12 protein-coding genes (1 of these 12 only partly in view) are annotated in these 15,126 nt (G+C 69.5%); 9 read left to right on the top strand and 3 right to left on the bottom strand.

Going from position 1 to position 15,126, the window contains the following annotated elements; all coding sequences use genetic code 11:
* Positions 1-80: 80 nt before the first annotated feature.
* A complete protein-coding gene (gene eccCa / locus OHN19_RS11275) occupies positions 81-4,019 on the bottom strand; it encodes a type VII secretion protein EccCa (RefSeq protein WP_330264064.1) in 3,939 nt (1,312 codons plus the stop codon).
* Positions 4,020-4,279: 260 nt separating this feature from the next.
* Here eccCa and eccD point away from each other — a divergent pair, with 260 nt between their 5' ends.
* The 6 genes from eccD (at position 4,280) to OHN19_RS11245 (ending at position 11,438) form a co-directional block, all read left to right on the top strand.
* Positions 4,280-5,743, top strand: coding sequence for a type VII secretion integral membrane protein EccD (gene eccD / locus OHN19_RS11270; RefSeq protein WP_330264063.1), 1,464 nt, complete (start codon positions 4,280-4,282; stop codon positions 5,741-5,743).
* Positions 5,744-6,000: 257 nt separating this feature from the next.
* Complete coding sequence (rpsO, locus tag OHN19_RS11265; RefSeq protein WP_028802543.1) at positions 6,001-6,288, top strand: 30S ribosomal protein S15; 288 nt, start codon at positions 6,001-6,003, stop codon at positions 6,286-6,288.
* A 324-nt stretch (positions 6,289-6,612) separates the two neighbouring features.
* On the top strand, positions 6,613-8,832 hold the full coding sequence (locus tag OHN19_RS11260; protein WP_330264062.1) for a polyribonucleotide nucleotidyltransferase: 2,220 nt from the start codon (positions 6,613-6,615) through the stop codon (positions 8,830-8,832).
* A complete protein-coding gene (locus OHN19_RS11255) occupies positions 8,829-10,208 on the top strand; it encodes a pitrilysin family protein (protein WP_330264061.1) in 1,380 nt (459 codons plus the stop codon). The genes OHN19_RS11260 and OHN19_RS11255 overlap by 4 nt, the downstream gene beginning before the upstream one ends.
* A 25-nt stretch (positions 10,209-10,233) precedes the next feature.
* The gene (dapB, locus tag OHN19_RS11250) at positions 10,234-10,986 is read left to right on the top strand and encodes a 4-hydroxy-tetrahydrodipicolinate reductase (RefSeq protein WP_330264060.1); all 753 of its coding nucleotides are present in this window, start codon (positions 10,234-10,236) and stop codon (positions 10,984-10,986) included.
* Positions 10,986-11,438: a hypothetical protein gene (locus OHN19_RS11245; RefSeq protein ID WP_123763444.1), complete on the top strand. Its 453-nt coding sequence runs from the start codon at positions 10,986-10,988 to the stop codon at positions 11,436-11,438. Before dapB ends, OHN19_RS11245 begins: the two co-directional genes overlap by 1 nt.
* Positions 11,439-11,577: 139 nt before the next feature.
* Here OHN19_RS11245 and OHN19_RS11240 read toward each other — a convergent pair whose 3' ends face one another.
* Positions 11,578-12,132 carry a hypothetical protein gene (locus tag OHN19_RS11240; protein WP_330264059.1) on the bottom strand — a complete coding sequence of 185 codons (555 nt, stop codon included), beginning with the start codon at positions 12,130-12,132 and terminating at the stop codon, positions 11,578-11,580.
* Between the two features lie 90 nt (positions 12,133-12,222).
* A complete protein-coding gene (locus tag OHN19_RS11235) occupies positions 12,223-12,462 on the bottom strand; it encodes a hypothetical protein (protein ID WP_330269584.1) in 240 nt (79 codons plus the stop codon).
* A gap of 150 nt (positions 12,463-12,612) precedes the next feature.
* Here OHN19_RS11235 and thyX point away from each other — a divergent pair, with 150 nt between their 5' ends.
* The 3 genes from thyX to OHN19_RS11220 all read left to right on the top strand — a co-directional run.
* Positions 12,613-13,353 carry an FAD-dependent thymidylate synthase gene (thyX, locus tag OHN19_RS11230; RefSeq protein ID WP_330264058.1) on the top strand — a complete coding sequence of 247 codons (741 nt, stop codon included), beginning with the start codon at positions 12,613-12,615 and terminating at the stop codon, positions 13,351-13,353.
* A 211-nt stretch (positions 13,354-13,564) separates the two neighbouring features.
* Positions 13,565-14,464, top strand: a complete 900-nt coding sequence (dapA, locus tag OHN19_RS11225; protein WP_330264057.1) for a 4-hydroxy-tetrahydrodipicolinate synthase — start codon at positions 13,565-13,567, stop codon at positions 14,462-14,464.
* Positions 14,465-14,617: 153 nt separating this feature from the next.
* Positions 14,618-15,126, top strand: partial view of a ribonuclease J gene (locus OHN19_RS11220; protein ID WP_330264056.1) — the beginning only. The gene runs 1,177 nt beyond the window's last position; the window shows 509 of its 1,686 coding nt (coding positions 1-509); the start codon lies at positions 14,618-14,620; the stop codon falls past the right edge of the window.

Raw genomic sequence — 15,126 nt, 5'->3', positions numbered from 1 at the left:
TCTCCCCGTTCGACAAGAATCTTCACAACAACAAAGAGGGGCGGACCGCACACACGGCCCGCCCCCTCACCAGAGCAGGCTCAGCTCTCCGGCAGGTAACCCGTCTGCACGAGCTGACCGCTCGTCCGGCGGGAGATGAACTGGCCACGGCCCGGAGGCATCGGCGCGGCCTTGATGTTGTTGAACACCGGGCCCTCCGACGGGTCGCCGGACAGCACGATGCCCTGCGCGCCGAGCTCCTTGATCCGGGTGAGGACCGGCTCGAAGGAGGAGCGCGAGGCACCCGACGTGGTGCGGGCCAGGATGATGCGCAGACCGAGGTCACGCGCGAACGGCAGGTACTCCAGGAGCACCGACATCGGGTTGCCCATCGACGTGGCGACGAGGTCGTAGTCGTCGATGAAGATGAACGCGTCCGGCTCGCTGTACCAGGAGCGGTTGCGCAGCTGGTCCGGCGTCACGTCCGGGCCCGGCATACGGCGGCTCATCGAGCCGGCCAGCGACTCCATGACCTCCTGGAGCTGCGGACCCGAGGCGCAGTACTTGTACATGTGGCTCTCGGGCACCTGGCCGAGCAGCGCGCGCCGGAAGTCCGACACCACGAACAGCGCCTTGTTGGGCTGGTACCGCTCCGCGATCTGCTTGGCCATGAACCGCAGCAGCGAGGACTTGCCGGACTCGCTCTCGCCGTAGATGACGAACAGCGGGTCGGTCTCGAAGTCCACGAAGACCGGCGAGAGGGTGAGCTCGTCGACGCCGACTGCGATACCGCGGCTGCCGAAGTCGCCGCCACCGGGCAGCTCGGACGCGTGCAGCATCGTCGGCAGCATCCGCACCTTGGGGGCCGTCGGGCCCTGCCAGGCGCTGTTGACGCTCTGCACGAGGTTCGCCATGCCGTCGGCCAGGTCCTCCACCTGCGTCGACCCGTCGATGCGGGGCGTGGCGGCGAGGTAGTCCAGCTTGTCCGGCGACAGACCGCGGCCGGGCTTGCCCATCGGCACGTTCTCGGCCCGCTTGCGGTCGAACTCCGACTCCATCGCGTCACCGAGGCGCAGTTCGAGCCGGCTCAGGATCTGGTCGCGCAGCGCGGGACGCATCTCGGTGTACCGGGTCGCGGTGATGATCAGGTGGATGCCGAAACCGAGACCGCGGGTCGCGATGTCCGCGATGACCGGGTCGAGCATCTCGTAGTCGTTCTTGAAGGTCGCCCAGCCGTCGATGATGAGGAAGACATCACCCCACTGCTGGTCGGGGTAGTGCCCCTGCGCCCGGCGGGAGCGGAAGGTGCCCATGGAGTCGATGCTCTTGGAGCGGAAGAACTCCTCTCGGGCGTTCAGGATGCCGTGCACCTCCGCCACCGTACGGCGGACCTTCTCCTGGTCCAGACGGGAGGCCGCGCCGCCCATGTGGGCCAGGTTCTCCAGCGCGAGCATGCCGCCACCGCCGAAGTCGAGGGCGTAGAACTGCACTTCGGCCGGTGTGTGGGTGAGCGCGAACGACGTGATCATGGTGCGCACCAGCGTCGACTTGCCGGACTGCGGGCCACCCACGATCAGCGCGTGACCGGCGGCACCCGAGAGGTCCGCGTACATCACGTCACGGCGCTGCTCGAACGGCTTGTCGACCAGGCCGACCGGGACGATCAGCTTGCTCTGCGCGTGGTAGCCCTCGGCGTGCAGACCGCGCTCCGGGCTGACGCCCAGCGCCGGCAGCACCTGGTCGAGGCTGAACGGCTCGTCCAGCGGCGGCAGCCACACCTGGTGGGCGGGCGGACCCTGTCCCTCCAGGCGGCTGACGATGACGTCGAGGACGGTGTCGGCGAGCGCGTCGTCGACCTGGTTGCTCCGGGTCTCCGGCTCCGGCTCGGCGAGGATCCGCACCGGCACCGGCGCCGCGGTGAACAGCACGGGGGAGCGGTCGATCCGCCCGCCGCCCTGCGCCATCGGCCCGTTCGGCCGGTAGGTGCCGGACACGTACGCCGCCTTGAACTGCACCATCGTCTCGGTGTCGTACTTGAGGATGCCCGCGCCGGGGACGTTCGGCAGGTGGTAGGCGTCGGGCACACCGATCGCGGTGCGGGACTCGGCCGCGGAGAAGGTGCGCAGACCGATGCGGTACGACAGGAAGGTGTCCAGACCGCGCAGCTTGCCTTCTTCCAGTCGCTGCGAGGCGAGCAGCATGTGCACACCCAGCGAACGGCCGATCCGGCCGATCTGGATGAACATCTCGATGAAGTCCGGCTTGGCGGCGAGGAGTTCGCTGAACTCGTCGATGATCAGGACGAGCGAGGGCAGCGGGTCCAGCGCCGCACCGGCGGCCCGCGCCTTCTCGTAGTCGGTGATGTTGGCGTAGTTGCCGGCCTGCCGCAGCAGCTCCTGACGGCGGGTCAGCTCACCGGTGATGGAGTCGCGCATGCGGTCCACCAGGGTGAGCTCGTCGGCCAGGTTGGTGATGACCGCGGAGACGTGCGGCATGGACCCCATGCCGGTGAAGGTGGCACCGCCCTTGAAGTCCGCGAGGACGAAGTTGAGCGTCTCGGAGGAGTGCGTGACCGCGAGGCCCAGCACCAGCGTGCGCAGCAGCTCCGACTTGCCGGAACCGGTGGCGCCGACGCACAGACCGTGCGGGCCCATGCCCTCCTGCGAGGCCTCCTTGATGTCCAGCATGACCGGCTCGCCGTTCTCGCCGAGACCGATCGGCACCCGCAGCCGCTCGTGCAGCGTGCGCGGCCGCCAGGTGCGCGAGACGTCCACGCCCGCCGCGTCACCGATCTGCATCAGGTCGGTGAAGTCCAGGTTCGCCAGCAGCGGTTCGTCCGCGTCGGCGGCACCGAGGCGCAGCGGCGCCAGCTGCCGGGCCAGCGACTCGGCCTGCGCCTGCGACAGCACGTCGGGGACACCGGTGAAGACACCCGTGCCCGCCTCCAGCTCCATGGCGTCCGGCCACACCCGGATCGACAACGAGCCCCGCGCCTCGTCGAGTTCACCGGGCACCACCTCGAGGATGGTCACGCCCTGCAGGCCCTCCGCCGAGGCCAGCACCGAGTCCGCGGGCACCCCGCCGCCGTCGAGGACGACGACCACGTGCGGCTGGTCGAGGACCGGCGAACCGTCCCGGCTCCAGCGGGGGCGGCCCTCCAGCTGGTGGGCGATCATCTCCTCCAGCTCGCCGAGGTCGTAGCAGAGCAGACGCCGGGAACCCGCGCCGTCGGACTCCTTGTGCTGCATGTGCGGCAGCCACTTGGTCCACTCCCAGTCCACCGCCGCGCCCGGCGAGGCCACGACCGCGACCACCACGTCCTCGGGCGAGTGCAGCGCGGCCAACTGGCCGACCATGGACCGGGTCTGGCCGTAGACCGTCTCGGCGTCACCGGAGATCGTCACGTGGTAGAAGGAGCGCAGCCCGATGGCCAGAGGAAGTTCACCGAGCGTGCCGTAGCTCGCGATGAACTGCTGCATCGCGTGGGCGGTCAGCGGCTCCAGCTCGTCCACCGGCGCGGTGTCGGGGGCGACCAGCGGGGTGGCCAGCTGCTGCGGGCCGAGGCCGATGCGGACCTGGACGAAGTCCTGGTCCATGGACCGCCGTTCCCACAGCCGCGACCCCTCGGCGACCAGCGCCCACAGCTGTTCCGGCGCCGGGTGCAGGTAGTACTGGGCGTCGCGCTGCTTGTGCACCGTGCGCCGTACCTCACGACGCTTCTGCGCCAGGTACTTGAGGTAGTCGCGCCGGGCCTCGGCCATCTGACCGGAGGGTCCCTTGCGGGCCCGCACGATCTGGGCGACCAGCATGGCGACCGTGGACACCATCATCAGGCCGCCCATGATCTTCATGAAGCCCTGGGCGCCCGGCATGAAGAAGAACGCCGCCGACGAACCCATGCCCAGCATGGGCAGCAGGTTCATCAGCAGACTGTCGTCCTCGGTACGAGGCAGTTCGGGAGGGGACTCGAGCTTGACCTCCTCATTCGGCACCTCCGGCGGGTAAACCCGCGGCGGGCGCTTGACGATGACGACGCTCACCGATCCACCAGTCCTTCACGCGATAGCAATGTCGAACCGCCCCCGTCGTGACGGCCCCCGTATGTTCGTCGACTCATGGGGCTCTGCCAACGCATGAGTCGGGCGTTGATCCTACTGTTCTGCGGGCCCGTTGAGCCGGGAGGGGATGAGGAGAAGCCGCAAGGGGACGGTAGGGTGACGCTCCAAACGCAGCGGGGAGCGGGTTTCGCCCTGGCAAACCGCGACGAATCACCGAGTACTGGACTAGGGGGAACCGTCAGGTGAGTACGGTTTCAGCAACCGGATTCTGCCGGGTCACGGTGGCGGCACCGAACAGCCGGATCGACGTGGCACTTCCCGAGGACGTGCCGCTCTCTGACGTATACCCGGAGATCCTGCGGCTGTCGGGACAGACGCCCGAGGAGGCCGCGCCCACCGGGTACAACCTGGTGCGCAGGGACGGCTCCGTCCTCGACGACGGCCGCTCGCTCGCCGAACAGCAGATACGCGATGGTGAATTGCTGCTCCTGCGGCCGTTCGCGGACTCGCTGCCGCCCGCCGTCTTCGACGACGTCGTGGACGCCGTGGCCGCGGTCGTCGAGGCCGACCGGCGCAGCTGGAACGACGGCATGATGCGGATCGTCGGCCTGACCGCCGGCGCACTGCTGCTGACCATGATGGCGCTGGCCCTGTGGTTCTCCGAGCCGCTGCGCCACGACATGCACGGCCTGCCCGGGGTCATCGCGGGCGTCACCGGCATCGTCCTGGTCGCGCTCGCCTCCGTACGCGCGCGGGTCTACGACGACCACCACGCGGCCGTGGCCCTCGGCATCGCCTCGCTGCCGCACCTGATGGTGGGCGGCTCCGGCATCATGGGCCTCGACGCGGGCGAGGGCCCCGGCCGGCTGAACCTCCTCGTCGGTTTCGCCGCCGTCCTCGTCGCCGCCGTGCTGCTCGTCCTGATGCTCCCGCAGAAGGACGCGCCCTTCATCGCCGCCGCGTTCGGCGCCGGCATCGGCGTTCTCGCCACCTTCGCCGCGATCGTCTCCGAGGCCGAGCCGCGCGAGACCGCCGCCGTCACCGCCGTCGTCATGATCGCCGTCATCGGCTTCCTGCCCGGCTGGTCCGCCCGCTTCTCCCGGCTGCCCATCGGCTTCCGCTCGCCCGACCAGATCGCCAAGCGCGGCCGCGCCGAGGACCAGCAGGAGCAGGAGCCGGTCGACTACCAGCTCATCACCGACCAGGCCCGCCGCGGCCACGAGCTGCTGCTCGGCCTCGTCGGCGGCTGCGCGGTCACCGGGGTCGCCTCCGCCGGTGTGGTGCTCGGCTTCTCCACCAGCGGCTGGGCCCAGCTGCTGTCGCTGGCGGCCGGCCTCGCCATGCTGATGCGGGCCCGACTCTTCCTGTACACGTCCCAGGTCGTCACCCTGATGATCTCGGGCATCGTCACCGTCAGCCTGCTGGTCCTCGGCCTCGCCCTGAACCCGCCGGCCGACATCATGGAAGAGCTCGTCTACAACCACAACCACGCCCCGCTGGACATCCGCACCGTCTGGCTCTCCGCCGCGGTCGCGTTCGGCGCCATGCTCCTGGTGGCGGTCGCCCTGATCGTCCCGCGCAAGGGCGTCACCCCGTTCTGGGGCCGCATGCTCGACCTGAGCGAGGGCGCGGTGCTGCTGTCCCTCGTCCCGCTGTGCCTCGCGGTCCTCGACCTGTACGCGGCGGCCCGCGGCATGACCAGCTGACGCACGCCCCGACCGGTTGACGGCGGCTGTCACCCACACGGGCGGCAGCCGCCGCTTCGTTCGTACGACGCCGGCCTGGTCCTGGGCACTCCCGCCGGGCTGATACGCTGGCTGACGGCCGTTTGTGTACGCACCCCCGGAGCCCCGCGCTCTGGAGGCCGCGCCCAGCGGATCCCCGCCTCCCGAGTTACGGAAGCACCCCTGAGAAGTGGACCAGGGGCACTCGGTGGCTACCCAAGAGACTACGAGGAGTACGCGTGTCGCTCGACGCCGCTACGAAGAAGCAGATCATCAGCGAGTTCGGCCAGAAGGAGGGCGACACCGGCTCCCCCGAGGTCCAGGTCGCCATGCTCTCGCGTCGGATCTCCGACCTGACCGAGCACCTCAAGACCCACAAGCACGACCACCACTCCCGTCGTGGTCTGCTGATCCTGGTCGGTCAGCGCCGCCGCCTTCTCCAGTACCTGGCGAAGAAGGACATCCAGCGCTTCCGTACGCTGGTCGACCGCCTCGGCATCCGCCGCGGTGCGGCGGGCGCCAAGTAGGACGCCGTGAAGGGAGCGGTTCCCGAAACGATCGGGGGCCGCTCCCTTTGCCGTATGCGCGCCCCGTACGTGCACGCCGTACGTACGGAAACGTGCGCAGTGTCACACCCACTTTGTAGTGTGGTAGCACAACGCAGTACCACGAGGAGAAGTGCACCTCGCCGCCGCCGGTCCTCGGTAGTGGCCCCCGGGCCTTGCGAACCCGGGTGCTTCGATCGAAGACCGGCCCGCACCAGATGGAGCGCTTCTCCGCGCACGTCCCCCCGCCACACGGGCGGATCGGGACAAAGACGAACGCAGACGAAAAGTAACGGAGAGCACCTAGTGGAGAACGAGACCCACTACGCCGAGGCCGTCATCGACAACGGCTCCTTCGGCACCCGCACCATCCGCTTCGAGACGGGCCGCCTCGCCAAGCAGGCCGCCGGCTCCGCCGTGGCCTACCTGGACGACGACACCATGGTGCTGTCGGCCACCACCGCCTCGAAGAACCCCAAGGACCAGCTCGACTTCTTCCCCCTGACGGTGGACGTCGAGGAGCGGATGTACGCCGCCGGCAAGATCCCCGGCAGCTTCTTCCGCCGCGAGGGCCGGCCCTCCGAGGACGCGATCCTCACCTGCCGCCTCATCGACCGCCCGCTGCGCCCCTCCTTCAAGAAGGGCTTGCGCAACGAGATCCAGGTCGTCGCCACCATCATGGCGCTCAACCCCGACCACCTGTACGACGTCGTGGCGATCAACGCCGCCTCCGCGTCCACCCAGCTGGCCGGTCTGCCCTTCTCCGGCCCGATCGGCGGCGTCCGCGTCGCGCTGATCAACGGCCAGTGGGTCGCCTTCCCGACGCACTCCGAGCTCGAGGACGCCGTCTTCGACATGGTCGTCGCGGGCCGCACCCTGGAGGACGGCGACGTCGCGATCATGATGGTCGAGGCCGAGGCCACCGAGAAGACCATCCAGCTGGTCAAGGGCGGCGCCGAGGCCCCGACCGAGGAGGTCGTCGCCGCCGGTCTGGAAGCCGCGAAGCCCTTCATCAAGGTCCTCTGCAAGGCCCAGGCCGACCTCGCCGCGAAGGCCGCCAAGCCCACCGGCGAGTTCCCGATCTTCCTCGACTACCAGGACGACGTCCTGGAGGCGCTGTCCGCCGCGGTCCGCCCGGAGCTCGCCTCCGCGCTGACCATCGCCGGCAAGCAGGAGCGCGAGTCCGAGCTGGACCGCGTGAAGGCGCTCGCCGCCGAGAAGCTCCTCCCGGAGTTCGAGGGCCGCGAGAAGGAGATCTCCGCCGCGTACCGCTCCCTGACCAAGCAGCTCGTCCGCGAGCGCGTGATCAAGGAGAAGAAGCGCATCGACGGCCGTGGCGTCACGGACATCCGTACGCTCGCCGCCGAGGTCGAGGCCATCCCGCGCGTGCACGGCTCCGCGGTGTTCGAGCGTGGCGAGACCCAGATCCTGGGCGTCACCACCCTCAACATGCTCCGCATGGAGCAGCAGCTGGACACCCTCTCCCCGGTGACCCGCAAGCGCTACATGCACAACTACAACTTCCCGCCGTACTCCACCGGTGAGACCGGCCGCGTCGGCTCCCCGAAGCGCCGCGAGATCGGCCACGGCGCCCTCGCCGAGCGCGCCCTGGTCCCGGTCCTGCCGACCCGCGAGGAGTTCCCCTACGCGATCCGCCAGGTCTCCGAGGCGCTGAGCTCCAACGGCTCCACCTCCATGGGCTCGGTCTGCGCCTCCACCATGTCGCTGCTGAACGCCGGTGTGCCGCTGAAGGCCCCCGTCGCCGGTATCGCCATGGGCCTGATCTCCCAGGACATCGACGGCGAGACGCACTACGTCACCCTCACCGACATCCTCGGTGCGGAGGACGCCTTCGGCGACATGGACTTCAAGGTCGCCGGCACCAAGGAGTTCGTCACCGCCCTCCAGCTCGACACCAAGCTGGACGGCATCCCCGCCTCCGTCCTGGCCGCGGCCCTCAAGCAGGCCCGCGACGCCCGCCTCCACATCCTCGACGTGATGATGGAAGCGATCGACACCCCGGACGAGATGTCCCCGAACGCCCCGCGGATCATCACCGTCAAGATCCCCGTGGACAAGATCGGCGAGGTCATCGGCCCCAAGGGCAAGATGATCAACCAGATCCAGGAGGACACCGGCGCCGAGATCACGATCGAGGACGACGGCACCATCTACATCGGTGCCGCCGACGGCCCGGCCGCCGAGGCCGCCCGCACCACGATCAACGGCATCGCCAACCCGACCATGCCGGAGGTCGGCGAGCGCTACCTGGGCACCGTCGTGAAGACGACGACCTTCGGCGCGTTCGTGTCGCTGCTCCCGGGCAAGGACGGTCTGCTGCACATCTCGCAGATCCGCAAGCTCGCGGGCGGCAAGCGCGTGGAGAACGTCGAGGACGTCCTCGGTGTGGGCCAGAAGGTCCAGGTCGAGATCGCCGAGATCGACTCCCGCGGCAAGCTCTCCCTGATCCCCGTGATCGAGGGCGAAGAAGGCTCCGAGGACAAGAAGGACGACACCGACAAGTGACGTCGAGCAACTCCACGGCGACGGCCCGCACCTCCTCGGAGGCGCGGGCCGTCGCCCGTACCCAAACCCTCATCAAGGGCGAGAACGGCATCGGCACCGTCCGCAAGACCACCCTCCCGGGCGGCCTGCGCATCGTCACCGAGACCCTCCCCTCGGTCCGCTCCGCGACCTTCGGCATCTGGGCACACGTGGGCTCCCGCGACGAGACCCCGTCCCTGAACGGCGCCACGCACTACCTGGAGCACCTCCTCTTCAAGGGCACCTCCCAGCGCAGCGCCCTGGACATCTCCTCCGCCCTCGACGCGGTCGGCGGCGAGATGAACGCGTTCACGGCGAAGGAGTACACGTGCTACTACGCGCGCGTGCTCGACTCCGACCTGCCGCTCGCCATAGACGTCGTCTGCGACATGCTGACCGGCTCCCTGATCCTCGAAGAGGACGTCAACGTCGAGCGCGGCGCCATCCTCGAAGAGATCGCCATGACCGAGGACGACCCGGGCGACTGCGTGCACGACCTGTTCGCGCACACCATGTTCGGCGACAACCCCCTCGGCCGCCCGGTCCTCGGCACCGTCGACACCGTCAACGCCCTGACCGCCGACCGCATCCGCCGCTTCTACAAGAAGCACTACGACCCCACCCACCTGGTGGTCGCGGCCGCGGGCAACGTCGACCACAACAAGGTCGTACGACAGGTCCGGGCCGCCTTCGAGAAGGCCGGCGCCCTCAAGAACCTGGAGGCCGCCCCCATCGCCCCGCGCGACGGCAGGCGGGCCCTGCGCACCGCGGGCCGCGTCGAGCTGGTCGGCCGCAGGACCGAACAGGCCCACGTCGTCCTCGGCATGCCGGGCCTGGCCCGCACCGACGACCGCCGCTGGGCCCTCGGCGTGCTCAACACCGCGCTCGGCGGCGGCATGTCCTCCCGGCTCTTCCAGGAGGTCCGCGAGAAGCGCGGCCTGGCCTACAGCGTGTACTCGTACACCTCCGGCTTCGCCGACTGCGGCCTGTTCGGCGTCTACGCCGGCTGCCGGCCCTCGCAGGTCCACGACGTGCTGAAGATCTGCCGCGACGAACTCGACCAGGTCGCCGAACACGGCCTGACCGACGACGAGATCGGCCGCGCCATCGGCCAGCTGCGGGGCTCCACCGTCCTCGGCCTCGAGGACACCGGCGCGCTGATGAACCGCATCGGCAAGAGCGAGCTGTGCTGGGGCGAGCAGATGTCCGTCGACGACATGCTGGGCCGGATAGCGTCGGTCACCCCGGACGACGTGCGCGAGGTCGCCCGCGAGATCCTGGGACAGCGCCCGTCGCTGTCGGTCATCGGCCCGCTGAAGGACAAGCAGGCGGCCCGACTGCACGAAGCGGTCGCGTAAGCCCTCCCCTTAAGGAAGCAAGAAGATGAGCAAGCTGCGCGTGGCGGTCCTCGGTGCCAAGGGCCGGATCGGCTCCGAGGCCGTCAAGGCCGTCGAGGCCGCCGAGGACATGGAACTGGTCGCCGCTCTCGGCCGGGGCGACAAGCTGGAGACCCTCGCCGAGACGGGCGCCCAGGTCGCCGTCGAACTGACCACGCCCGCCTCGGTGATGGAGAACCTGGAGTACTGCCTCGGCCACGGCATCCACGCGGTCGTAGGGACGACGGGGTGGACCGACGAGCGGCTCGCGCAGCTCGACGGCTGGCTCGCCGCCTCCCCCAAGACCGGCGTCCTCATCGCGCCCAACTTCTCCATCGGGGCCGTACTGAACATGAAGTTCGCGCAGATCGCCGCGCCGTACTTCGAGTCGGTGGAGGTCATCGAGCTGCACCACCCGAAGAAGGTCGACGCCCCTTCGGGCACCGCCACGCGCACCGCCCAGCTGATCGCCTCCGCCCGCGCCGAGGCGGGCACCGCCCCCGCGCCGGACGCCACGGAGACGGCCGTGGACGGAGCGCGCGGCGCGGACGTCGACGGGATCCCCGTCCACTCCGTCCGGCTGCGCGGCCTGCTGGCCCACCAGGAGGTCCTGCTCGGCGGCGAGGGCGAGACCCTGACGATCCGCCACGACTCCCTCCACCACAGCAGCTTCATGCCGGGCATCCTGCTCGGCGCCCGCCGCGTGGTCACGACCCCGGGCCTGACCTTCGGCCTGGAGAACTTCCTGGACCTGGGCTGATGCGCGCCAAGCTGTCCTACGCCGTCACGGCCGCCGTCCTGGTCTTCTACTTCGTCCTGGTCGGCAGCCGCGGCGTCATGCTGATCGAGTCCGGCACCGTGGTCACCGTCACGTTCGGCGTCGCGGTGCTGATCCTGCCGGTGATCGGCCTGTGGTTCCTGTGGAAGAACACCCAGTTCGTCCGCCGGGCCAACGCCCTGGCCGCCGAACTCGACGCCGAGGGCGGCCTGCCCGTCGACGAACTGAAGCGCACGCCCGCCGGCCGGATCGACCGCGACTCGGCCGACGAGGTCTTCGCCAAGCGCAAGGCCGAGACGGAGGCCGCCCCCGACGACTGGCGCAGCTGGTTCCGCCTCGCCGTCGCCTACCACGACGCCCGCGACACCCCGCGCGCCCGCAAGGCGATGCAGCGCGCGATAGCCCTGCACGACGGCAGGACGATCGAGGCCTAGCACCGATATCGGGTCCTGGCCCCACAGCACCGACATCGGGTCCTGGCCCCACAGCACCGACATCGGGGCCTGGCCTCACGCACACCGAAGGGGCCGGTCCGCGTTCGCCGCGGACCGGCCCCTTCGACGTCTGTCCGGCTCAGACCCGCCCGTACTCCGCCGCCCACGCCTCCACCGCGTCCGCGGCCCGGTCGAAGGCCTGGCCGCGCGCGAGGAAGTCCGCGTTGTGCGTGGTCAGCAGCGGCGGCACGTCCTCCGGCGCCCGGCCCTGCCGTACGAGGGTCAGGGCCTGTCCCTGGACGGTGCGCGGGAGTCCGAGCCAGCGCACCGGCTGCTGGGCCGTGCGCACGGCGACGACCTGGTCCCAGGACACCGTGCGGGTGACCAGGAAGCCCACCCGACGGACCCCGCGGGCGCTCACCCACACCCCCATGCGCAGCAGCCGCAGCGAGCCCAGGATGACGAGCAGCGCGATGCCGAGGACCACGGCGGCCTCCGACGGCGAGTCGGTCAGCGCGATGATCACCGCCGCGAACAGCACGTACGACGCGAGCAGCAGCAGGATCGCCGCCACACCCACCCGCCACGGACCGGGCCGGTAGGGGCGCCGCCAGCGGTCACGGTCGTCGAACGGCAAAGCGACGTCGTCCGTCGTGTCGAATGCGCGGTCGGCCGTCAGGAAGGGCAGGGGCACGGCGGGTCCTCACTCGATCCAGGCGTGGGCTGTGCCCGGTGAGGCTATCCGCCGGTGTTGTCATGAGCCACTTCAGGGGGCCCGTCTGAGTCAGTGCCCCTGGGACGCCTGGGACTGCTGGCTCTGTGAGGGCGCCTGATCCTGCGACAGCGCCGGCATCCCGAGAACCAGTGAGCCCACGAGTCCGGCGACGATCGTCAGCCCCAGCAGCCAACGCCCGGCTATCTCACCGGCGGACGCGCGCTCCCGGGGCGGAGGGGTGACATCGCTGCGGAACCTGTCGGCTTCGGCGAGGAAGGCGAACGGTACGGGCTCGCGCCGACGCAACAGCATGGGGGTACTTCTCCCTTCGGGGATCGAACAGACAACTCCTGCCTGTACAGACGAGCGGGTACCGCAAATGGTGCCCTCTATTGGCAAATCGGTTCACGCGTAGAGTGGGCGCCGACCGCCGATGTGATGGGAAGGAACCCCCCGAACGTGACCTCCACCCCCGACGACGATTTCAAGATCGAACTGCGCGACGACGTCACCGTCGAACTGGTCAAGCACAGTGCGGCCGACTCCGACGTGCTGTTCGCCGCCAGGGTGTCGACCGTCGGAGAGCAGTCCCTGGACGAACTGAACAAGGACCCGGAGCGCTCCAAGGGGCTGATCAACTACCTCATGCGCGACCGGCACGGCAGCCCGTTCGAGCACAACTCCATGACCTTCTTCATCAGCGCCCCGATCCTCGTCTTCCGCGAGTTCATGCGGCACCGCGTGGGCTGGTCGTACAACGAGGAGTCCGGCCGCTACCGGGAGCTCCAGCCCGTCTTCTACGTCCCCGGCCCCGACCGCAAGCTCGTCCAGCAGGGCCGCCCGGGCAAGTACGTCTTCGTCGAGGGCACCCCGGAGCAGCACGAGTCCGTCGGGCACGCGATGGAGGAGTCGTACCGCCAGGCGTACCGGGCCTACCAGGACATGCTCGCGCAGGGCGTCGCCCGCGAGGTCGCCCGTTCGGTCCTGCCCGTCGGCCTGTTCTCCTCGATGTACGCCACCTGCAACGCCCGCTCGCTGATGCACTTCCTCGGTCTGCGTACCCAGCACGAACAGGCGAAGGTCCCGTCCTTCCCGCAGCGGGAGATCGAGATGGTCGGCGAGAAGATGGAGGCGGAGTGGGCCAAGCTCATGCCGCTCACCTACGCCGCCTTCAATGCGAACGGCCGTGTGGCGCCGTAACGGACGCCTGTTTCGCCGCAGGGCACAGATGTACGGGTCCACCTCGCGAAGTGTCCGTATTGCGGCATTTAGAGAAGTTCATCTAGCCTGATCAAACGGACCCGGTACTGCTTGAACCCCCGAGCAGGCAGTGCCGGGCTCCGCATTTGTCCGGACTTTTCCGAGCCCCCGAGGGCAGACCGTGCGATGAGCACCGAGTAGCGTGTATGCCATGGCTCCGACCTCCACTCCGCAGACCCCCTTCGGGCGGGTCCTCACCGCCATGGTCACGCCGTTCACGGCGGACGGCGCACTCGACCTCGACGGCGCACAGCGGCTCGCCACCCACCTGGTGGACGCAGGCAACGACGGCCTGATCATCAACGGCACCACCGGCGAGTCCCCCACCACCAGTGACGCGGAGAAATCGGACCTCGTACGAGCCGTACTGGAGGCGGTCGGCGACCGCGCCCACGTCGTCGCCGGGGTCGGCACCAACGACACCCACCACAGCATCGAGCTCGCCCGCGCGGCCGAACGCACCGGCGCACACGGCCTGCTCATCGTCACGCCGTACTACAACAAGCCCCCGCAGGAAGGCCTGTACCGGCACTTCAAGGCCGTCGCCGACGCCGCCGAGCTGCCCGTCATGCTCTACGACATCCCCGGGCGCAGCGGCGTGCCGATCAACAGCGAGACCCTGGTCCGTCTCGCCGAACACCCGCGGATCGTCGCCAACAAGGACGCCAAGGGCGACCTCGGCCGCGCCAGCTGGGCCATCGCCCGCTCCGGCCTCGCCTGGTACTCCGGCGACGACATGCTGAACCTCCCGCTGCTCTCCGTGGGCGCGGTCGGCTTCGTCTCGGTCGTCGGCCATGTGGTCACCCCGGATCTGCGCGCCCTGGTCGAGGCGTTCACCTCCGGCGACGTCCAGAAGGCCACCGAGATCCACCAGAAGCTGCTCCCGGTCTACACGGGCATGTTCCGCACCCAGGGCGTGATGACCACCAAGGCGGCGCTCGCCCTCCAGGGGCTCCCCGCCGGACCCCTTCGCGCCCCCATGGTCGAGCTCTCTTCCGAAGAGATCGAGCAGCTCAAGATCGATCTTGCCGCCGGCGGGGTACAGCTCTAACACCAGACTTCGCGCGCCGGGCGCGCAACCAGACTCAACAACTGAATACGCGGGCACCGGTGCCCGCACACCACAACGACAACTGCTACACGCACGAACGTCACGCGCGCCACGTGCCCACCGGTACGTGGCGTGCGTGGTGAGGAGAGTCTTTTGAGTCATCCGCATCCTGAACTGGCCCCGCCGCCGCCGCTCCCCGAGGGCGGCCTGCGGGTCACCCCACTCGGCGGTCTCGGCGAGATCGGCCGAAACATGACGGTCTTCGAGTACGGCGGCCGCCTGCTCATCGTCGACTGCGGTGTGCTCTTCCCGGAGGAGGAGCAGCCCGGAATCGACCTGATCCTGCCGGACTTCTCGTCCGTGAGGGACCGCCTCGACGACATCGAGGGCATCGTCCTCACACACGGCCACGAGGACCACATCGGCGGCGTCCCCTTCCTCCTGCGCGAGAAGCCGGACATCCCGCTCATCGGCTCCAAGCTGACCCTCGCGCTCATCGAGGCCAAGCTCCAGGAGCACCGCATCCGCCCGTACACCCTCGAGGTGGCGGAGGGGCACCGCGAACGCATCGGCCCCTTCGACTGCGAGTTCGTCGCGGTCAACCACTCCATCCCGGACGCCCTGGCCGTCGCCATCCGCACCCCGGCCGGCATGGTGGTCCA

The organism is Streptomyces griseorubiginosus (genome assembly GCF_036345115.1).
Lineage (GTDB): Bacteria > Actinomycetota > Actinomycetes > Streptomycetales > Streptomycetaceae > Streptomyces > Streptomyces griseorubiginosus_C.
Note: the sequence above shows the minus strand (reverse complement) of the source record. Positions and strands in the feature narration are given on the sequence as shown.

Bases quoted from the DNA above. Each gene is read 5' to 3' on its own strand.
- dapB (WP_330264060.1), top strand. From the start codon at position 10,234: ATGAGCAAGCTGCGCGTGGCGGTCCTCGGTGCCAAGGGCCGGATCGGC.
- OHN19_RS11245 (WP_123763444.1), top strand. From the start codon at position 10,986: ATGCGCGCCAAGCTGTCCTACGCCGTCACGGCCGCCGTCCTGGTCTTC.
- dapA (WP_330264057.1), top strand. From the start codon at position 13,565: ATGGCTCCGACCTCCACTCCGCAGACCCCCTTCGGGCGGGTCCTCACC.